This is a genomic window from Streptomyces sp. NPDC002463, from assembly GCF_042889835.1.
Lineage (GTDB): Bacteria > Actinomycetota > Actinomycetes > Streptomycetales > Streptomycetaceae > Streptomyces > Streptomyces nymphaeiformis.
The window spans coordinates 1-19,261 of record NZ_JBIARL010000023.1 but is presented as its reverse complement, the minus strand read 5'-3'; the positions used below and the strand labels follow the sequence as shown (position 1 = coordinate 19,261).

19 protein-coding genes are annotated in these 19,261 nt (G+C 73.4%); 5 read left to right on the top strand and 14 right to left on the bottom strand.

Annotation, left to right across the window (positions count from 1 at the left end; translation table 11 throughout):
* Nucleotides 1-41 precede the first annotated feature (41 nt).
* Both ACFYX3_RS34335 and ACFYX3_RS34330 read right to left on the bottom strand, forming a co-directional pair.
* The gene (locus ACFYX3_RS34335) at nucleotides 42-248 is read right to left on the bottom strand and encodes a cold shock domain-containing protein (RefSeq protein WP_116158170.1); all 207 of its coding nucleotides are present in this window, start codon (nucleotides 246-248) and stop codon (nucleotides 42-44) included.
* Between the two features lie 202 nt (nucleotides 249-450).
* A complete protein-coding gene (locus ACFYX3_RS34330; protein ID WP_389022068.1) occupies nucleotides 451-1,053 on the bottom strand; it encodes a TetR family transcriptional regulator in 603 nt (200 codons plus the stop codon).
* A gap of 114 nt (nucleotides 1,054-1,167) precedes the next feature.
* Between ACFYX3_RS34330 and ACFYX3_RS34325 the strand changes: the two genes are divergently transcribed.
* Entirely contained in the window at nucleotides 1,168-2,337 is a 1,170-nt protein-coding gene (locus ACFYX3_RS34325) for an alkane 1-monooxygenase (protein WP_389022064.1), read from the top strand.
* A gap of 10 nt (nucleotides 2,338-2,347) precedes the next feature.
* On the opposite strand, the gene ACFYX3_RS34320 is transcribed toward ACFYX3_RS34325, so the two are convergent.
* The gene (locus ACFYX3_RS34320) at nucleotides 2,348-3,400 is read right to left on the bottom strand and encodes a LysR family transcriptional regulator (protein ID WP_389022061.1); all 1,053 of its coding nucleotides are present in this window, start codon (nucleotides 3,398-3,400) and stop codon (nucleotides 2,348-2,350) included.
* A 147-nt stretch (nucleotides 3,401-3,547) separates the two neighbouring features.
* The gene (locus ACFYX3_RS34315) at nucleotides 3,548-4,096 is read right to left on the bottom strand and encodes a carboxymuconolactone decarboxylase family protein (RefSeq protein ID WP_246532783.1); all 549 of its coding nucleotides are present in this window, start codon (nucleotides 4,094-4,096) and stop codon (nucleotides 3,548-3,550) included.
* Nucleotides 4,097-4,241: 145 nt separating this feature from the next.
* Here ACFYX3_RS34315 and ACFYX3_RS34310 point away from each other — a divergent pair, with 145 nt between their 5' ends.
* A complete protein-coding gene (locus tag ACFYX3_RS34310; RefSeq protein ID WP_389022057.1) occupies nucleotides 4,242-4,820 on the top strand; it encodes a TetR/AcrR family transcriptional regulator in 579 nt (192 codons plus the stop codon).
* On the opposite strand, the gene ACFYX3_RS34305 is transcribed toward ACFYX3_RS34310, so the two are convergent.
* The 7 genes from ACFYX3_RS34305 to ACFYX3_RS34275 form a co-directional block, all read right to left on the bottom strand.
* A complete protein-coding gene (locus tag ACFYX3_RS34305; RefSeq protein ID WP_389022054.1) occupies nucleotides 4,810-6,504 on the bottom strand; it encodes an acyl-CoA synthetase in 1,695 nt (564 codons plus the stop codon). The two genes, ACFYX3_RS34310 and ACFYX3_RS34305, sit on opposite strands and share 11 nt — an antisense overlap.
* On the bottom strand, nucleotides 6,501-9,746 hold the full coding sequence (locus tag ACFYX3_RS34300) for an FAD/NAD(P)-binding protein (RefSeq protein WP_389022051.1): 3,246 nt from the start codon (nucleotides 9,744-9,746) through the stop codon (nucleotides 6,501-6,503). Before ACFYX3_RS34300 ends, ACFYX3_RS34305 begins: the two co-directional genes overlap by 4 nt.
* Nucleotides 9,743-10,216 carry a cobalamin B12-binding domain-containing protein gene (locus tag ACFYX3_RS34295; RefSeq protein WP_389022048.1) on the bottom strand — a complete coding sequence of 158 codons (474 nt, stop codon included), beginning with the start codon at nucleotides 10,214-10,216 and terminating at the stop codon, nucleotides 9,743-9,745. The genes ACFYX3_RS34300 and ACFYX3_RS34295 overlap by 4 nt, the downstream gene beginning before the upstream one ends.
* A 99-nt stretch (nucleotides 10,217-10,315) precedes the next feature.
* Complete coding sequence (locus tag ACFYX3_RS34290) at nucleotides 10,316-10,732, bottom strand: cupin domain-containing protein (RefSeq protein WP_389022045.1); 417 nt, start codon at nucleotides 10,730-10,732, stop codon at nucleotides 10,316-10,318.
* On the bottom strand, nucleotides 10,725-11,630 hold the full coding sequence (locus tag ACFYX3_RS34285) for a sulfurtransferase (RefSeq protein WP_389022042.1): 906 nt from the start codon (nucleotides 11,628-11,630) through the stop codon (nucleotides 10,725-10,727). The genes ACFYX3_RS34290 and ACFYX3_RS34285 overlap by 8 nt, the downstream gene beginning before the upstream one ends.
* A 40-nt stretch (nucleotides 11,631-11,670) precedes the next feature.
* The gene (locus ACFYX3_RS34280; protein ID WP_389022039.1) at nucleotides 11,671-12,210 is read right to left on the bottom strand and encodes an HPP family protein; all 540 of its coding nucleotides are present in this window, start codon (nucleotides 12,208-12,210) and stop codon (nucleotides 11,671-11,673) included.
* A 47-nt stretch (nucleotides 12,211-12,257) separates the two neighbouring features.
* On the bottom strand, nucleotides 12,258-13,787 hold the full coding sequence (locus ACFYX3_RS34275) for a vanadium-dependent haloperoxidase (RefSeq protein WP_389022036.1): 1,530 nt from the start codon (nucleotides 13,785-13,787) through the stop codon (nucleotides 12,258-12,260).
* Between the two features lie 392 nt (nucleotides 13,788-14,179).
* Here ACFYX3_RS34275 and ACFYX3_RS34270 point away from each other — a divergent pair, with 392 nt between their 5' ends.
* Both ACFYX3_RS34270 and ACFYX3_RS34265 read left to right on the top strand, forming a co-directional pair.
* A complete protein-coding gene (locus ACFYX3_RS34270; protein WP_389022033.1) occupies nucleotides 14,180-14,689 on the top strand; it encodes a hypothetical protein in 510 nt (169 codons plus the stop codon).
* Nucleotides 14,690-14,770: 81 nt separating this feature from the next.
* A complete protein-coding gene (locus tag ACFYX3_RS34265) occupies nucleotides 14,771-15,421 on the top strand; it encodes a ScbR family autoregulator-binding transcription factor (RefSeq protein ID WP_389022030.1) in 651 nt (216 codons plus the stop codon).
* Between the two features lie 13 nt (nucleotides 15,422-15,434).
* On the opposite strand, the gene ACFYX3_RS34260 is transcribed toward ACFYX3_RS34265, so the two are convergent.
* From ACFYX3_RS34260 to ACFYX3_RS34250, 3 genes are read right to left on the bottom strand one after another with little or no spacing between them, the layout of a single operon-like run.
* Nucleotides 15,435-16,199, bottom strand: a complete 765-nt coding sequence (locus ACFYX3_RS34260; protein WP_389022027.1) for a glucose 1-dehydrogenase — start codon at nucleotides 16,197-16,199, stop codon at nucleotides 15,435-15,437.
* Nucleotides 16,200-16,250: 51 nt separating this feature from the next.
* The gene (locus ACFYX3_RS34255; protein WP_389022024.1) at nucleotides 16,251-17,189 is read right to left on the bottom strand and encodes an NAD-dependent epimerase/dehydratase family protein; all 939 of its coding nucleotides are present in this window, start codon (nucleotides 17,187-17,189) and stop codon (nucleotides 16,251-16,253) included.
* 34 nt (nucleotides 17,190-17,223) lie between these two features.
* Nucleotides 17,224-18,177 carry a ScbA/BarX family gamma-butyrolactone biosynthesis protein gene (locus ACFYX3_RS34250; RefSeq protein WP_389022020.1) on the bottom strand — a complete coding sequence of 318 codons (954 nt, stop codon included), beginning with the start codon at nucleotides 18,175-18,177 and terminating at the stop codon, nucleotides 17,224-17,226.
* Between the two features lie 128 nt (nucleotides 18,178-18,305).
* On the opposite strand from ACFYX3_RS34250, the gene ACFYX3_RS34245 reads away from it, so the two are divergent.
* Complete coding sequence (locus ACFYX3_RS34245) at nucleotides 18,306-18,986, top strand: ScbR family autoregulator-binding transcription factor (protein WP_382651795.1); 681 nt, start codon at nucleotides 18,306-18,308, stop codon at nucleotides 18,984-18,986.
* Nucleotides 18,987-19,261 lie beyond the last annotated feature (275 nt).

The window sequence follows — 19,261 nt, the reverse complement described above, 5'->3', positions numbered from 1 at the left end:
CTCCTACCCGTTCAAGTGCGTACAGAAAGGTGCGACCGAGATCAGAGGCGGATCTCCTTCGCCTCGAAGCGGCCGTCGCCGAGGACGAGGACGAAGGAGATCTGCTGCCCTTCGGAGACCGTCCGCTCGGCGCTCTCGATGTCGTCGGCGCTGAAGTACACCTGTTCCTCGGAGCCCACGGGGACGACGAAGCCGTACCCGCCGAGACGGTTGAAGGACTGCACGAACCCGTTGCTTCTGCCTTCCACTGCGGCCTCCTCGTCGTGTCCGGGCCTCAGGGGAGATGTACCCCGTCCGTCCGGCCTCCGCCACCGCGTGTACGGATCACCTCCGACGATCTCGTACAATGTTCAACAGAGGCCTGCTGTCGGAGATCCCCCGTGTCCGCCAGCAGGCCTCGCCCCTTTCCCGGGGCCCACGCCCCGGGACACACATCCCGAGGCGCGCGCCTCAGTCGCGGCCGCCGCCGCCCGGGTAGGCGATCCGCGCCGTGATCCGGGCGATGCGCCGCGCCGACTCCTCCGGCGGGGCCACCGGCTGGACGATGTGGCTGACGGTGAGCCGCACGATCGTCTCGACGGCGAGTCCACGGGACTCCTCGTCGACGTCGGGCCAGGCATCGATCGCGTACGCGTCGAGCATCGCCATCGCCGTGCCGAAGACCGGTTCCGGGCGGGTCGTGAGGTAGGCGAGCAGATCGTCCTCGCCGCCGCGCGCCGCGAGCAGGACGCTCTTGATGAGGGGGTTGTCCACGGCCTGCTGGAGCGTGTAGCCGACGCCGGCCGCGGCCGCCGCCTCCAACTCACCCCGGTGGTCGTCGAGTTCGCGCTGGATGCCGACCAGGAAGCCCTCCAGCTCGCGCTGGATCAGGGCCTGGCCGATGGCCTCCTTCGAGCCGAACTCGTTGTAGAGCGTCTGGCGGCTGATGCCGGCGGCCCGCGCGATGCCGGCCATGCGCAGGACGCCCCAGCCGTCGGCGGCGACGAGCCGGTAGGCGGCGTCGAGCACCTGCTCGCGCAGGAGGGACCGAACACTCTCGCGGAAACGTGTCATCGTGCCCCCACTTTATCCACCGGACACCGTCCAGAGCATTGACGCTCTACCGTCATTCCGTCTATGAACTGGACAGTAGGCATGTGAAGTGTCCAACATCCCGAGGAGCCGGTCTTGGCCCTGCACAGCGACTCCCCCGAAGCCCCCGCCGCCTGGCGCGACCCCAAGCGCCGGCTCTGGCTGTTCGGCCTGCTCATCCCGGCCTTCCCCTTCCTCTCCTGGGGGCTGGTGGCCGCCACGGGGCTCCGTGTCTTCTGGTGGACCGGGATCCTCGTCCTGTACGTGGCCTTCCCGGTCGTCGACCACCTCATCGGCAAGGACTCCGCCAACCCCCCGGACAGTGCGATCGCCCACCTGGAACAGGACCGCTACTACCGCTGGTGCACCTATCTCTACCTCCCCCTCCAGTACGCCGGGCTCGTCCTCGGCTGCTGGCTGATCACCCGGGGCGACCTCTCGCCCGTCGACCGGATCGGGCTGACCTTCACCCTCGGCGGGGTCGCCGGCATCGCCATCAACACCGCCCACGAGCTGGGCCACAAGACGGAGTCCCTGGAGCGCAGGCTCTCCCGGATCGCGCTCGCCCAGACCTGGTACGGCCACTTCTACGTCGAGCACAACCACGGCCACCACATCCGCGTCGCCACCCCGGAGGACCCGGCGAGCGCCCGGCTCGGCGAGAGCTTCTGGCGCTTCCTGCCCCGGACCGTCCTCGGCAGCCTCACCTCGGCCTGGCGCCTGGAGAAGCGCCGGCTCGCCCGCCGCGACCGGTCCGTGTGGAGCCTCCACAACAGGGTGCTCGGCTCCTGGGCGCTGTCGTTCGTCCTCTTCACGGGACTCGCGCTCGCCTTCGGTCCCGGGGTCCTGCCGTACCTGGCGGTCCAGGCGGTCTTCGGCTTCTGCCTGCTCGAGGTCATCAACTACACCGAGCACTACGGCCTCAAGCGGGAGCTCACGGCGAGCGGACGGTACGAGCGCTGCGCCCCGCGCCACAGCTGGAACAGCGACAACGTCGCCTCGAACGTCTTCCTGTACCACCTCCAGCGGCACAGCGACCACCACGCCCACCCCACCCGCCGCTACCAGTCGCTGCGCCACTTCGACGAGGCCCCCGAGATGCCGACGGGGTACGCGGGGATGATCGTCCTCGCGTACGTCCCCCCGCTCTGGCGCCGGGTCATGGACCACCGCGTCCTCGCCCACTACGACGGCGACGTGACCCGTGCGAACCTCCAGCCGTCCCGCCGGGCCCGGCTGCTCGCCCGGTACGGGACGACGTCCTGACCGTGCCGGGTCAGGGTCCCGAGGCGACGCTCGGGTCCGGATCGAGGCCGGCGGTCCCGCCACCGAGGACATCGCCCCCGAGCACACCGCCGTCGAGGACCTCTCCGGGGAGGACGTCACCGGAGAGGACGTCGTCCCTCGGGCCGGCGCCGCCGAGGGCGACGGCCTGACGGAGGGTCTCCGTCAGGTTCTGCCGGTCGACGGCGGGCCGGGTGTCGTGGCGGCCCAGGATCAGGGAGGCGTTCCAGCGCATCCGGGGCACGCCGTGCAGGGGGCGCAGGCCGCCGGCCTCCTCGTGGTCGGCGGCGAGGGCCGAGGGGAGCATCGCGCAGCCGAGACCCGACTGGGCGGCGGCACGGACGCCCGCCATGGAGCCGAGCTCGTGGATCTCGGGCGGGCTGTCGCAGCGGAGCCGGAGGAACTCGGGCAGCCAGCGCTGGGAGGGGCAGTCGGGGTCGGCGACGGCGACCTGCCGGGGGTCGCCGGGGCGCCGGCCGGCCCCGGTGACGGGGACGAACTCCACGTCCTGGAGCCGGATCTCGGTGAGCTCGTCGGAGCGGTCGCTGTACGGCTGGTCGGCGAGCAGCTCGGCCGGATCGTCGGCGTCGAGGACGGTGAGGACGAGCGCGCCGTCGATCGTGCCGGCCCGGAAGGCGTCGTGGACCTCGGCCGTCCCCATGACGCGCAGGGCGAGCTGGACTCCGGAGAGCAGCCGCCGCCCGACGTGGGTGACCCGGGCGAGCTGCTGTCCGTACGCGAGGGCGGGGACGATGCCGATGGTGAGGCGCGGCGGGTTGGCCGCGGGCCGGCGCAGGGCGGTCTCCATCTCGCCGACGAGGGTGAGGATCTGGCGGGCGTAGTCACGCAGGACCGATCCGGCCTGGGTGAGCCGGACGCCGCTGGGGAGCCGCTCGAAGACGGGTTCGCCCACCTGCCGTTCCAGGGCGCGCATCTGTGCCGTGACGCTGGACTGCGAGTATCCGAGGCGGCGCGCCGCCTGGGTGAACGAGCCGGTGAGCGTCACCTCTCTGAAGGTCCGCAGGGTTCTTGCGTCGATGTCCACGTGAATTCCCCCCTGCCGCGCGGGCGGCAGTGTCCTCGCACGGGGTGGTTGGTCGTCCACCCGTTTCGATCGCCCCGGTCGGCCGGAAAGCCGCAGGGGTGCCGGTCGCGTCCTCGCGCCCGGCACCCCTGCTCGGCCGCAAGGACTCTACTCGGCGAGCTGGGCCGGGACCAACGGAAAGTCCAAGTCCGGCTGCGCGACGTGGTTGAAGAAGTTCGACAGCACGTTGAGCGCGACGTGGCCGACGACCTCCGCGATCTCGGCGTCGGTCACGCCGGCGGCGCGGGCGTCGGCGAGGGCCTCGTCGGTGACGCGGCCGCCGGTCTCCATGACGGCGCCGGTGAACCGGAGGACCTGGTCCATGTGCGGGTCGCCGGCGTCGCCGCCGCGGCGGGTGTCGAGCAGCTGCTGCTCGCTCAGGCCGACCTTGCCGCCGCGCAGGGTGTGCGCGGAGACGCAGTACGTGCAGTCGTTGCGCTGCGCGATGTAGAGCGCGAGCTGCTCACGCTGCCGGGCGCTGAAGCTGCCGCCGACGAGGGCTTCGCGCATGGCGAGGTAACCGCGGAGCGCGGCGGGCCCGTTGGCGAGGGAGGCGTACAGGTTGGGCAGCTTGCCGAGCTGCTTGAGGGTGCCTTCGAGCAGCTCGCGCTGCTCCTCGTTCGCGGTCTCCACGGTCAGCTGGGGCAGACGGGGCATCGTGCTCTCCTCGGGCGTGAACAAGACGGAACTGATCGGTACCATCAGGACGGTACCGATCGGTTCCGTCCGGCGCAACGGGAAGGCTCCGCTCCGCCCCTCCGCATCGGAATCCCTGATACGGCACCGAGTGGTACCGTCTCGTATGGCCACGAACGCGAAAGAGCGGCTCCTCAGCGCGGCGGAGCGGCTTTTCTACGAAGAGGGCATCCGGGCCGTCGGGATCGAGCGGATCCTGTCCGAGTCCGGAGTCGGCCGCGCCTCCTTCTACCGCCACTTCCCCAGCAAGGACGACGTCGTCGTCGAGGTCCTGCGGCGCCGCGACACCCTCTGGCGCAGCTGGCTCGACGACCGGATCACGGCCAGCGGGCGCTCCCCCGAGGAGCTGCCGCTCGCGCTCTTCGACGGACTCGCGGAGCGGTTCTCCGCGAACGACTTCCGCGGCTGCGCCTTCATCAACACGATGGTCGAGACCGCCGACCCCGACAGCCCCGCGCACCGCGTGGCCGCCGCGCACAAGGAGAAGGTCATCGAGGTCCTCGACCGGCTCCTCGCCCAGGCCGGCTACCGCGACCACGAGCGCCTGGCCCGCCAGCTGGCCCTGCTGGGCGACGGCGCCATCGTCACGGCCGTGCGCGAGGGCACGCCCGAGGCGGCGGTACGCGCCGGGGGCGTGGCGAAGGTCCTGCTGCGCGCGGCGGACCGGGAGCCGGTCAGACACTGACGGGCCCGGATCCCGGGCTCAGCTCGCCCCGGCGCACCTTGCCGGAGCGGGTGCGGGGCAGCCGGGGGACGACGTCGACGCCCCGGGGGACGAAGACGGGCGCGAGCCGCCCGGCGGCGAGGGCGAGGAGTTCGGCTCCGACCCGCGGGTGCCGGGCGGCGGGCGGTTCGGCGCCCTCCTCGTGGAGTTCCACCACGGCGTACGGAGCCAGGCCGCCGTCCGGGTCCGGGCAGGGGATCACCGCCGCGTCGGCGACCTCCGGGTGGGTGCGCAGGACCGCCTCGATCTCCGGCGGGGAGACCCGGTGGCCGTGGGACTTGAAGACCTCGTCCATCCGGCCGAGCAGCCGGATGGAGCCGTCCGCGCACCGCTCCCCCCGGTCGCCCGTGCCGTAGAGGCCGTCGGCGAAGGCCTCCGCCGTGCGTGCGGGCAGGTCGGCATAGCCCCGCATGAGGCCGGGCGGGCGGTCCGTCAGGTCCACGCACACCTCCCCGGCCTCGCCCGTCTCGCCCGTCTCCGGGTCCCGCAGCACGATCCGGTAGCCGGGCAGCGGGTGCCCGAGCGGGGCGAGCGGGGCGGGGCCGCCGGGGGCGCGGCCGATGAGGGCGGTGGCCTCGGTCTGGCCGTACCCGTCGCGTACCCGTACGCCCCACGCCGCCTCGACGCGGTCCGCCGTCTCGGCGGTCAGGGGCTCCCCCGCGGCCGTCGCCTCGCGCAGCCGCGGGGCGTCCGCTCCCCCGGTGACGTGCGGGAGCATCGCCCGCCAGGCGCTGGGCGGCGCGCAGAAGCTGGTGACGCCGTGCGCGGCGAGAACTCGGGGCAGGACGGCCGGCGGGAGGCCGCCGTCGGGTGGTGCGAGGACGGTCGCCTCGGCCGCCCAGGGCACGAAGAAGCTGGACCAGGAGTGCTTGGCCCAGCCGGGGGCGGAGAGGTTGAGGTGCCGGTCGCCGGGGCGCAGCCCGCTCCAGTACAGGCTGGAGAGGTGTCCGACGCCGTAGCCGGCGTGGCTGTGCTCGACGAGCTTCGGCAGGGAGGTCGTCCCGGAGGTGAAGTAGCAGAAGGAGGGGTCGGCGGCGCGGGTGGGCCCGTCGGGGACGAAGGGCGGCCGGCCGGGACCGCGCGTGTCGGGGTACGGGGACCAGCCGGGCCGGTCGGCGCCGGGCGCCGTCCGGAGCCCCGGCACCGGCAACTCGTCGAGCATCGGGACGAGTTCGGGCGCGCAGACCACGTGCCGGATGCGGCCGCGGGTGATCCGGTCGGCCGCCTCGTCGCGGGTGAGGTCCTGGTAGGCGGGGACGACGACCGCGCCGAGCTTGACGCAGCCGAGCAGGGTCTCCCAGAGTTCGGTCCTCGTCCCGAGCAGGACGAGGACGCGGTCGCCCCGGGCGACCCCCCGCTCCCGCAGAGCGGTCGCCAACGCACTGGAGCGCGCGGAGAGTTCGGCGAAGGAGACCCGGTCGACGACGGGGACGGCGCCGTCCGGGTCCGGGTGGCCGAGGAGCTCCAGGGCCGGCCGGTCGTTGCCCTCGGCGATCACGTCGAACCAGTCGAGGGCCCAGTTGAAGTGCTCGGCCCGCGGCCACCGGAAGGCGGCGCGGGCCGCCTTCCGGTCGCCGCGCAGCCGGAGCAGCAGGTCGCGGGCGGCCCGGTACTCCTCGTGGGCGGGCGTTCGGACGGTGCTCACGCGGCACCACCGGCGAGGAGGGCCTCCGCGATCGCGTCGGCGTCCCGGGTGAAGGAGCCCCAGGGGCCCGGCCGGCCGCTGCCGACCTGGGTGAACCAGCGGGTGTGCTCGCTGGGGATGCCGAGCACGTGCGTGGTGAGGTCCACCGAGCCGTCCGCCCGGACCGGGTGGAACGGCGCGTCCGTGCAGTCGAGACCGCCGGTGGCGAACTCCCCTGCTCCCTCCGCCGCGTTGGTGAACGTGCGGATCTCGCCGTCGACCATGAGGCCCCGGATCAGCGGGTCCCGGTCCGCCGCAAGGTCGGTGCCCGGCACCCGGGCGTCGACGAGGACGTCCAGGGCGGTCCAGGAGTTCTCGACCTGCGCGGACTCCACGGCGAACCGGCCCTCGACGGGGTCGGCCTCGAAGCGGGCGCCGGGTCCGACCGGTTCGAGGACCCCGGCGGCGAGCAGGGCGAGGAACTGCCGCGAGCGAAGCTGCGGCGGTCCCGTCGAGACCACCGCGGCGACGGGGCCGAACTCGGCCAGGAACCAGCGGTGCGAGTCGGGGGTGAGCCCGCCGAAGTCGACCACGGAGCGGATCGTCTGCCGGACGTCCCGCAGCACGTCGGCGGCCGCCTTGAGGGGTCCGTCGGCGTTGCCCCGGCGGGCCTCGGCCAGGTCGGCGCGGAGCCACTCGGTGAGCACCTTGTGGTACTCGGCCGTGGAGCCGAAGCGCCGGCCGGCGAACGGCCGGGCGAGCGCGTCGAGCCCGGTGAGCGGCCGCGGGTCGACCCGGTAGCCGTAGCCGGCGGCGAGCGGCTCCAGCAGTCGCGGGCGGGGGTCGGAGCGGTCGGCGAGGAGGGCCACGGCCCGCTCGGTGAACTCCTCGGCCGCCGCCGTGCCGTGGAACCGGCGGATGCGGGTGGCGAGGAGCACCAGGTTCACCTCGGCGAGCAGCCAGGGCAGGACGGTCCGCTCGAAGTCGAGCGGCGCCTCGGCCGCCCTGAGCTCGGCCATCCGCTCGGGGGTGAAGAGCCGTGCCCGGTAGCGGTGTTCGGGTCCCTTCTGGTTGGCGCCCCGGGTGAGCAGCGGCACTCCCCCGCGTGAACCGGCCAGGATCCGGGGCTCCTTGCCGCTGGGCAGGTAGAGCAGTCCGTCCTCGCCCTCGGTGAAGGTGCCGCCGCGCCCGAGGGTGAGCTCGGTGAGGACGTCGTAGAAGGTGAGGCCCATGCCGAGGACGCCCACGGTCGCGCCCGCCGGGATGTGGCAGAGCGGCATCTCGCCGGCGGAGCCGCCGGCCACGTACCGCACGGGCCGGGCGGGGGTGCTGTGCTCGCGGGCGAACCGCTGCCAGGCGCGCTGCTCCGGGTCGAGTTCGGTGAGGGGGTGTCCGGTGGCGAGGACGAGCCGGTCGACGGTGAGGACGTCGCCGGTGTCGAGTCGCAGCCGGTGCGCTCCCGCGTCCGGCCCGTCCTCCTCGCGCGTCCGGTCCGCGCAGATCACCCGGGCGGGGACCCGGTGGACGGTGAGCCGGGACGGCAGCATGGCCTCGATCCTCGCCATGACGTACGTCAGGTAGCGGCCGTAGACGGCGCGGGGCGCGTACCCGTCGGGTTCGGCGGCCGCCGGGTCGTCCTGCGCCCACCACTCGCCGAGCGTGGGTCCGGCGCCGGGCCGGTGGGGTCCGTCGTCGGCCGGCCCGGAGAACATGGTGACCTCCTGGGCGGGGGTGTTCATCAGGAACCAGGGCGACTGGTCCGTACGCCAGATCCGCCCGGCCCCCGCCTCGTACGGATCGACCGCGAACACCTCCACGGGTCGCGCGGGCTGCTCCTCGGCGCAGCGGGCGGCGAGCCGTTCCAGTACGGAGAGGCCGCGCGGGCCCATGCCGGCGAACGCGACCCGCAGGGGTGCGGTCGTCGGCGGCGGGGTGGCCGGGGGCGCCGGGTCGGGGGTCGGATGGGTCTCGCCCAGCCGGTCGTGCTCGCGGGCGACGCGGCCCAGCATTCCGGAGAGCTGTCGTGAGGTCATCGGAACGGTCCTCCTGCTGGTGGTGAGCAGCGGCAGCGCGCCCAGGTCGGTCCACCGCAGGCGCCCGTCGGGTGCGACGGTGGACCGGACGGCGCCCCGGTTGTCCGGGTGCAGGCAGAACGGCACGTCGAGGAGGCCCCGGTCGAAGGCCTTCAGGAGGGCGGTGCCGAGGTCGTCGGAGAGCGCGAGGACGGTGGTGACCAGGGTGCGGGCCTCGGCGTACGTGTCCTCGGCGTCGGTCCCGGCGACGAGGCGGGTGCCGTGGGCGCCGCGGGCCGCTTCGGCGGCGATCCGCAGGGCGGTGAGGTTCTCGTGGACGGTGGGGATCCGGTGCGCCTCGGTCTCGGTCTTCACGATGAGGCGCTGCGCCCCGCCGTGCACGGCGAGTTCGGCGCTGCGGCGCAGCAGCAGCCGGGCGCCCTGCACGGTCTTCGGGTACACGCCCATGTACGTGTAGAGCACGATGTGCCGGTCGACGGCCGGCGGCAGGAACTCGTCGGCGAGTCTCCGCATCGCGGTGAGGGCTCCCGCGTCCTGGCCGGGGTGGGTCTGCTGGGTGTAGCTGAGGGAGACGCTGGTCGCGCCGTTGGCGACGAAGAAGAGGCATTCGAGGACCGAGACGGCGACGAGCAGCGAGGGCGGGCAGAGCTGGCCGAGCAGGCAGCCGCCGAAGGATTCGAGGTGGGCCCGGCGGCCGTGCGTACGGCTCTCCTCCGTGAGGAACTGGACGGAGTCGCGCCAGGCGGCGACGGATTCGGCGAGCGGGGTGCGGCCGTAGGGCAGGCAGTACGAGACGGGGCCGCCCTCGGAGGCGGCGAGCCCGGCGGCGGTCATGGTGCGGAAGATGGCCATCGGGTCGGCGGAGCCGTGCCGGACCTGGACGGGGGTGCCGCGGCCGGCCGCGGCGGCGACCTTCGCGCCGGTCCTCGGACCGTGGCTGACCAGTGGGAAGCCGTTGAGGGGGCGTCCGGCGCGGAGGGCGGCGGTGGCGGCGGCGTGGTCGCCGACGCGGGTGTAGCTGTCGATGGTGAGGGTGGCGACGGTCCGTTCGGGCAGGGCGGCGACGGCGGCGACTCCGCGGGCCATGTCCCCGGGGCCCGCCATGCCCATGCGGGGCTGGACGACCAGCTCTCCGGCGTCGGCGGACTGCTGGACGAAGGCGCCGAGGTCTCCGGGTGCGATCGGGGGCGGCGTCGGAGGCCGCGTCGGGGGCGGGGCGAGGACGGTCACGCCGCTGCCCTCCCTCTACACGCGCCGTCGAGGCCGGCGAGCCGGCGGAGCAGCGCGGTGGGCGGGGTGCCGTCCGCGTACACCTCGTCGTATCCGGCGTCGAGGAGTTCGGCGGTGCGGGTGGAGGCGCCCTCCGGGGAGATGCCGAGGAGTCCGCCGATGACCATCGGAACGGAGCGGGTCCGGTCGTCGGCGCGCAGGGCGCGGGCGGCGCGCAGGCCGTCCTGGTGGCCGTGGCCGTTGACGGAGGAGAAGACGACGAGGTCGGGGTCGGTCATCCCGACGGTGTCGACGAGCAGCTGCTCGGGGACGCAGGGGCCGAGGTTGAGCACGGAGTGCCCGTGCTCCTCCAGAAGGAGCTGGAGGTGGACCAGGTTCCAGGTGTGGGCGTCGGAGGAACCGGTGGTGAGCAGGACCCGGCGGGAGGGCTGGGGACTGCGCAGGGACTGAGGCCGTGCGGACGGTGTCATGGCGTCTCTCTCCGGAAGGGGGCGGGGACGGGCGGGCGCGGGTACGGAACGAGGCCGCCGGGCCTGCGCGAAAGCGCCCGGCGGCCTCGGGGCGTTCGGTCAGGCGGCGGCGCCGACGCCCGTGGTGATCTCGCCCGGCTTCGGGGTGCGGGCGGCGGCGGGGCGGGCGCGGACGGCGAGGACGGTGCAGCCCTCGGTGCTGGACATCTGGTGGCGGGTGCCGGGCTCCTCGACGACGAGGTCGCCGCGGTGGAAGCGGCGCCCGTCGCTGTGGTCGAGGGTGCCGTCGAGGACGAGCATCAGCTCGTGGCCGAGGTGCTCGTGGAAGTCGCCGTGCGCGCCGGGCGGGAAGCGCAGCAGGAGGGAGGCGGAGTCCTGGTCCTGGGCGGGATCGGGGCCCCACAGCACGACGTACTCGACGCCGACGCGGCCGGGTTCGGTCCAGGGCACCCAGGGCAGGTCGGTCTGGTCGAAGCCGTTGCGGAGCACGTTGCGGAAGACGGTGACGTCAGGCATGGGCGGGGACCTCCGGGGCGCGCTGGGCGACGAGGGACGGGATGCCGTCGGGGCCCCACGGCTGGGGGCCGTTGACGATGGGGGCGCCGATGAGCGAGCCGAACTCGCGCCAGGCGCCGTCGTAGTTGCGGACGTCGGGAAGCCCGAGGAGCTCGCTGAGGACGAACCAGCTGTGGGCGGAGCGCCAGCCGACCCGGCAGTACAGGACGGTGGGGGCGTCGGTGCGGACGGCCGCGTAGGCGGCGGCCAGCTCCTCCTGCGCGCGGAAGGTGCCGTCGGCGCGGACGGCGGTGTTCCACGGGATGTGTTCGGCGGAGAGCGCGTGCCCGCACCGCACGCCGAGGTCCTCGGGCACGCCGGGCGGGGTGTTGCTCCGCCCGAGGTACTCCTCCAGGGAGCGGACGTCGAGGAGTTGGTGGCGGCCGATGTGGTCGAGCATGTCCTCGCGACGGGCGCGGACGGTCTCGTCGACGGCGGGTACGGGGTAGGTGACGGGCGCGCGCTCCGGGACCTCCCCGGTGAGGGGGCCGCCGAGCGCCTGCCAGCGGGCCCGGCCGCCGTCGAGGAGCCGCAGCTCCCGGTGGCCGTACAGCCGGAACTGCCAGTATCCGGCGGCGGCCCACCAGTTGTTGTTGCCGCTGAGGAAGACGACGGTGTGATCGGCGGTGATGCCGTGCCGGCCGAGGAGCGCGGCGAAGGCCTCGGGGCCGATGAGGTCCCGGCGTACCGGGTCCTGGAGGTCGGCGGTCCAGTCGAGGCGGACGGAGCCGGGGATCCGGCCTCCTGAGCCGCCGCCGTCGGTGATCTCGACGACGACCGTGCGCTCGTCCCCGGTCGTCGGGTTCCGCAGCTGCTCCATGAGCTGCTCGCAGCTGACGAGCAGTCTGTCTCGGTTCATGGTGGCTCCGTTGAGGGTGTGGGCGGGAGGGGGGCGGGGGTCACCACCAGTACGACGGGTACTTGCCGATCGCGCCGAGCCGCGAGGCGACGAGACCTACCAGGACGAGCAGGGCGCTGCCGACGGCGAGCAGGACGAGGAAGCGCAGGGGCGCGGGGTCCTGGAGGACGGCGAGGACGGCGGTGGCGGCGGCGGGCGCGTGGACGGCCCGCAGCAGCAGCATCAGTCCGACGCCGAGGCCGGCGGCGAGGGCGGCCACCCACAGGGAGCGGCCGAGGACGGCGACCGCGACGAGGCCGAGGGCACCGGAGCCGAGCTGGCCGAGGAGGACGCCCCGGGGCTGGGCCGGGGGCAGGGCGGGGGTGCTGCAGATGATCATTGCGGTGGCGGCGAGCGGGGCGATCATCAGGAGGTGGCCGGTGGCCTCGCCGAGCGCGACGAGGATCAGCAGCGACACGACGGTGGCGAGGCTGCCGAGCACGGCGGGCCGGGGGCCGGGGAAGGGCGGGGCGCCGCCCGCCCATCGGCTCGGGGCGGGCGGGGCCGCCGCACCCGCGGGGGTCTGGGTCTGGTTGCTCACGGTGTACTCCTCGTGCGACGGGCGGGGGCGGATCGACGGCGGTCGGCTCAGCGGTGGGAGCCGTTGAAGTAGCGCATGGCCTTGCGGTGGACGACCTCGCCGATGCGGTGGCCCATCTCGATGCCGGGCTCGTTGTCGAAGCTCCAGTGCATGCCGCCGTACACGCGGGAGATGCCGGCCTGGTGGGCGGCCTCGCTGAAGGTGGCCCAGTGCAGGACGACGTCGGTGCGCGGGGTGAGGCCGGGCTCGACGGTGGAGGCGCCCGCCTTGAAGCGGTACGAGTCGCCGAAGGAGTCCGAGCCGGTGAAGCGGCGGAGGAACTCGGAGGCGGCGCCGGAGAACGTGCTGTGCCCGGAGACGGTGGAAGGGAACGGCGGAACGGCCACGTACGCCTGCCAGTCGACGCCGTCCATGGTGACGGTGCCCTGTCCGGGGCCGCCCCAGGCGCGGATCCGCTGCCCGCGCCGGTCGTACGGGACGAGGGTGGAGGGCCGCGCGAAGTTGTACTTCGCCTTGACCGCCCAGGAGCCGATGGCGGCGTCGCACTCGGCCATGTTGAGGCCGAAGAAGAGCCGGGCGTCCTCGTCGACGCCGTGGCCGTCGCGGGCGGAGACGTACCGTCCCCACATCTGCTGCGCGCCGGGCGGGGTGACGTCGTCGTTGAGCCAGAACTCGGCTATCGCCTTGTGCTCGTCCGTCAGGTTGGCGCTGATGTCGAGGAGTTCCTCGATGGCGGCCGTCATGCGGACGGAGGGGTACGCGGGCGGGGCGGGGACCGTGAACTGGTCGGGGCTGCTCAGCGCGAAGGGCTGCATCACCGCGAACTGCGGGGTGAGGTACTTCTGCGTCTTGCCGTTCACGATCAGCGGGGTCCAGTGCGCCGGGTCCGTGACCGTGGCCGGGTCGAAGGCGCCGGCGATCTGGGGGCTGTTGCGCGGCTGGTAGCCGGTGGTGTCGCCGTACGCGGGGGTGCCGAGCTGGTTGGCGCCGTCGGCGTGCCGGTACTCGAGGACGGCGCGGGCGGTGCGGAGCCCGATCCAGGCGGGGCTGTACGGGCGGGGGTCCGTGAGCTCGGGGTCGCCGCCGAGGCTGCGCAGCATCGAGTCGATGGCGACCTTGTACTCGGGGTACAGGTCGAGCAGGGCGAGGTGCGCCGCGTAGCTGATGGCCTCGTTCTTGTTGTCGAGGGTCCGCTCGGCACGGGGGCGGCGCAGGGAGCCGCCGAAGCGGGTGCCGACGGCGTGGCGGTCGTAACAGGCCCAGGCGTCGTAGATGGCGTTGTGGACGACCGCGAGGGCACGGGCGTTCACGGTGGCGGGGCCGAAGCGGTTGCCGGCGGCGTGGTAGCGGCCGAGGATCGCGTCCATCGCGGCCTGGTTCCAGCGGACGACGACGCTGGGGTCGGCCACGGCGCCGGGGGCCCGGCGGCCGGTGCGGGTCTCGGCCTCGAAGCTGGTGGGAACGGCCCGGGCGGCGGTGCCGGTCAGGGCGAACGCGCCGGCCGCGGCGGCGGTCGTGGTGAGCACCCGGCGCCGGGTGAGCGGGGTGCGGGCGGGGGTGGCGGGGCGGTGGGTCATCCGGGGGTTCCTTCGCAGACGGGCGCAGACGGGCCGGGGAGTGGACGGACTCGGGGTCCGGGCCTGTGCATCAGCCCCGGACCGGCCGGAGATCAAACACAAACTCGAACGGTCTTCAGGCTGGCGAGATCCGATCGGGCCCGGCAACGGCCGATCGACTTCTTCCATCGCGGGCATGCAAGGAAGCGATGGGCGTCGCCGGGGGCCTCGGAAGCTCGTTAGCGTGGGCCCACGGCGTCCACCCCTCCGGCCGCGATTTCGGCGTGATCCGAACGGTCCGCCCGCCCTGCCCCGCCCCGGCCGGGCCTCTGACCGCCCTGCCCGGCTCGCCCCGTCCGGCCTCGATCCGCCCCGTCCGGCCCCGCGTCGACTCGTGTTGGAGATGCCCGCCCATGACCGTTTCCTCGGAACTCTCGCCTCCCGTCACGCCCACCGCTCCGCCGCCACCGCCGCCCCGCACCGGTGCCTTCGACCGGCTCGCGCCACGGCTGCACCGGTACGGCCTGGGCATGCTCCGGGCCGGCCTCGGCGGGGTGTTCGTCTGGTTCGGCGTGCTCAAGGTCATCGGGCTGAGCCCGGCGGCCGCGCTCGTCGTCGCCGTCCTGCCGTTCCCCGCCGGGAGCTGGTTCGTGCCCGCGCTCGGCTGGGCGGAGATCGCCCTCGGCGTCTGGCTGATGTCGGGCCGCGCCCGCGCCGCCGCGCTCCCGGTGCTCACCGCCCACCTCAGCGGCACCTTCGCGGTGCTCGTCCTCACCCCGGCGGTCGCCTTCGCCCACTCCAACCCGCTGCTGCTCACGCTGGTGGGCGAGTTCGTCGTCAAGAACGTGGTGCTGCTCGCCGGCGCGGTCGTGGTCCTCACCCGACCGAGGCGTCCGGAGGCCGGGTTCACCGAAGCGCCCTGAAGGCGCATCAAGGCACATCAAAGCCCCGTACAATACCGCTCAGTCGGTTTGACGTCGGCACGGGGGCTACTGGAGCCAGAGGTGACCAAACAAGAGCGGGCCACACGGACCCGTGACGCGCTGATCAGTTCGGCGGCCAGGGAGTTCGAGCGGCACGGCTACGCCCTGGCCACCCTGTCCGCCATCAGCTCGGGAGCGGGCGTGAGCCCCGGGGCGCTCCACTTCCACTTCGAGAACAAGGCCGCGGTCGCCTGCGCCGTCGAGGACGAGGCCTGCGCCACCCTGCGCCGGGCCGCCCGGATCGTGTACGGGCGACGGTCGAACGCCCTGCAGAACCTGGCCGACACCTCGCACGCCCTGGCCGGGCTGCTCCGCGACGACGTCGTCGTCCGCGCCGGGTTCCGGCTCAGCTGCGCCGACGACTCCCGTACGGAGCTCAATCTGCGCCAGGAGTGGCAGAGCTGTGTGCAGCAGCGGCTCGCCGAGGCGGCCGACGAGGGCCTGCTCGCCGCCGGCACCGGGCGCCAGCAGGACCTCGCCCGCATGATCGTGGCCGCCACGATCGGCCTGGAGGCCCTCTGCCGCGACAACGACGAATGGCTCTCGCCCCGTTCCGTCACGAGCCTGTGGCGGACGCTGCTCCCGATGCTGGCGGACCCGGGGGCGCTCGCCGGGCTCGAACCCGCGGGCAGCCCGGCCGTGACCGGTCTCGTGCACGCGCCCGTCGGCTGAGCGTCCGGCCCGGTCAGAGCTTGTAGCCGCCCGACACGTCCACGCACTGGCCGGTGATCCAGCGCGCGTCGTCGGAGACGAGGAAGGCGACCACGTCCGCGATGTCGGCCGGCGTCCCGAGCCGGTTGAGGACCGAGTGGGCCGCGAGGGCGGCACTCGCCTCCGGCGTCGTGCGGCGGTGCGCGTTCATGTCCGTCGCGACATACCCGGGGGCCACGGAGTTCACCGTGATCCCCCGGGGCGCCAGTTCCTTCGCGAGGGCCGGGGTCATCGTGTCGACGGCCCCCTTGGTCATCACATAGGTGACGGACTCGGGGAAGGCGCGCTTCGTCGCGGCCGAGGAGATGTTGACGATCCGGCCGCCGTCGCTCAGCCGGTCGAGACCCCGCTGGACGAGGAAGAGCGGGGCCTTGACGTTGATCGCGAAGAGCCTGTCGAAGACCTCGCCGGTCAGCTCGTGGATCCGTCCCGAGCCGCTCGCCGCCGCGTTGTTGACGAGGATGTCGAAATCCGGACCGGCGCCCTGCTCCGCGAGACCCGCGTCCAGGGCGGCGTAGAACGCGTCCAGGGCGTCCGGCTTCTCCAGTTCCGCCTGGACCGCGAAGGCACGGCCGCCCGCCTCCTCGATGGCCCGCACCGTCTCGCGGGCGGCCGCCTCGCTGCGGCCGTAGTGCACGGCGACCAGGGCGCCGTCCCTGGCCAGCCGCTCCGCGATGCCTCTTCCGATGCCTCGGCTCGCCCCGGTGACGATCGCGGTCTTTCCGGCCAGCGCGGACATGTCGGTGGTGCCTTCTTTCCGTTCGGATCTGCTGTGCGGGGAGGTTCCGGGTCAGGAGGGGTCGATGTTGTCGCGGTACCACGGCAGGTGGTCCGCGATCGTCGCGGTGAAGCCCGGCCCCGGCTCCCGGCCCCACTCCCGCCAGGGGCGGTCGTCCTCGAACCAGTGGTCGGTGGCGAGCATCGCGAGGTGGTGCTGCGCGAAGGGGAGGTCCGCGAGCAGTTCCCGGGCCTCGGCGATGTCCACCGCCGGCCCCCGGGTCCCGGCCCGCCCGTCGAGGAGCGTCTCGGCGACCGCGAGCAGTTCCGCCACCGGAACCGGATCCGGGTGGTTGACGTAGTGGGCGCCCGGCCGCGTCCGCGGGGAGAGCGCCGCGCCGAGCAGGGCCCCCGCCAGGCTGTCCACGTCGACCAGGGAGTGCAGCGAGGAGCCCCCGTCGAGCGGGCCCGGGAGCGCGGCGAGCAGCCGGACGATGCCGGCCATCAACTGCCGGTCCCCCGTGCCGTACACGAGGTGGGGGCGCAGGACGGTCCCGCCCGCGTCCAGGACGTACCGCTCCCCCGCCGCCCGGGTGCGGCTGGTCGCCGAGCCCGGGGCGAGCGGCAGGGTGCCGGGCGCCGCCGCGCGGAAGGGGCCGCGGCCGTGGACGGAGGCGGTGCTCAGGGAGACGATCCGGGTCACCCCGGCGCGTACGGCCGCGTCGACCAGGGCCCGGGTCCCCTCGTCGTTGACGGCACGGGACAGGTCCTCGTCCGCGCCGATCGCCGAGGCGCAGTGGATCAGCACGTCGGCGCCCTCGCAGGCGCGGCGCAGCGAGTCGGGGTCGCGGAGGTCGCCCGGGGCGACCTCGACGCCCGGGACCGCCGGCGGGGTGAGCGGGCGGCGGGCGAGCAGCCGTACGCGCGCCGGCTCGGCCGAGGCCGCGGCCGACGCCGCCACCCGGCCGCCGATGAATCCGGTCGCGCCGGTGATCAGTATGCGAGGCCCCATGGTTCCGTTCTGTTCTGTTCCGTTGCGGTCCTGCTCAGCCGGTCAGGCAGGTGCCGAGGCCGGCTCCGGCCACCGCGAGGTCCCGGGACGGGGCGGTGAGCGTGCAGAGGAAGACGGGCTCTCCGTCCTGCGCGCCGCTGACGCGGACGGTGGCCGCCTCGGGGTCGGAGCCGGGCAGGACCTCGGCCTCGATCCAGCAGGGGCTGTCGAGTTCGACGTACCGCGAGAACGACACGTCCATGTCGGTCGGCAGGTACGCCCGGCTGCCGAGGGTCGCCGTGGCCGCCTGCCGGGCGGCTTCGACGAGCAGCATGCCGGGCACGTGGTCGTTCGGGCGCCGGAAGAGAGTGGAGTGCCCGGTGTTGATGCGCAGCTGCCACTGGCCGGGGCGCGTCCCCGGGGCCAGGACGACGTCCTTGGCGTGCTCCCGGCCGACCAGCTGGGGCGCGACGGCCGGGAGCAGCGGGACGGGCCGGCCGAGCGCGGCCATCCGCTCGCCCCGGATCCTGCGGTAGGCGAGGGCGGAGGTGCAGCGTGCCTGGGTGCCGCCGGTGGCGAGGTGCCGGCCGTCGCGGGTGAGCACCATGGTCGTACGGATGTTCCGCAGGCTGCCGCGACGGATGTCGAGGTCCGAGCAGATGACGTCGACGGTGACGTCGGAGGAGGGGCCGTCGAAGGCGAGGGCCTCGGCGTCGGCCGTGTAATGGAGGCCCCACATGACGAACTGATCCTCGACGGGTACCGCGAATTCGGCATGAGCGAGCAGCATGGTCGTCTGGCGTATCGTCTCGGCCACCAGTACGGGGTCGTGCCGGTCCCCTGCCACCGGAGAGAAGAAGGGATGTGCGGCGAGCCAGCGAGCGGAGACGAAAAACCGGTTCTCCGTCAACCGGGTCCACCCCGTGGGGATGATGTCCGTGGGATCCGATCGGTGAACGAACTCCCCGGGGACGCGTGTCGACGTCGCTCCTCGAAAGTTCTGATCCATGGATCCCCCTAGCGTCCCCGCGCCCCTGGGCGGCGCGTCCGCCCGGATTAGAATACGTACAGCCCGGTTTTCTTTTCAATGCTTCACGTCACACGACGAGCACAGACAGCGATACAGCGGGAGGCGCCTTGGCGCAGCAAGCGCGCGCGATAAAGACCCGGCAGGCGATCCTGCAGTCGGCTGCGGCCGTCTTCGCCGAGCGGGGCTATGAGCGCACGACCATCGGAGAGATCCTGGTTCGCGCGGGGGTGACCAAGGGAGCTCTTTATTTCCACTTTGCTTCCAAGGAAGACCTCGCCCTCGGAGTGCTCGACGCGCAGATGCTCGACATCCCGCTGCCCCCGCAGGCGATCAAGCTCCAGGAGCTCGCGGACCAGGCGTTCCTGCTGGCCCACCGGCTGCAGCGCGACGCGCTCGTGCGGGCCAGCGTCGCCCTGGCCCTCGACAGTGGCGCCACGGGAGTCGACCGGGTCGCCCCGTTCCAGGCGTGGATCGATCAGGTCTCGGAGATCCTGATGGTCGCGAAGGCGCGCGGCGAGCTGCTCGTCCACGTCGACGTGACGGACACGGCCTCGCTGTTCTCGGGCGCCTTCTCCGGAGTCCAGGCGATGTCCCAGATCCTGTGCGACCGCAAAGACCTGATCCACCGCGTATCGGTCCTGCTCCAGCACTTCATGCCGAGCATCTGTACGCCGGCGCTGCTGACCGGACTCGGCCTGACGGAGGAGTACGGACGGAAGCTCGGCGCCGATTACGACGCGGAATGGCGACGTAGAGACGCGGCGAACTCCGCGGAAACCGAAGATTAAGAAAACCGACTGACCGGTTCTTCGAGTGGCCCCACCACAGATGCGCGTGGCCCCTCGGAGAACAGAGCGCCCCGACACAGAACAGTGTCGGGGCGCTCTGGCGTATATGGCACTGAGTGTGTTTTGCTGAGGGTACTCAGTGCCACAAGCGTCTAGGGGAGCTCCATCATGGGTAAGGACTTCGACCTGTATCGGCCCTCGGAGGAGCACGACATGCTCCGGGAGTCGGTGCGTGCCCTCGCCGAGGCGAAGATCGCTCCGTTCGCCGCGGCGGT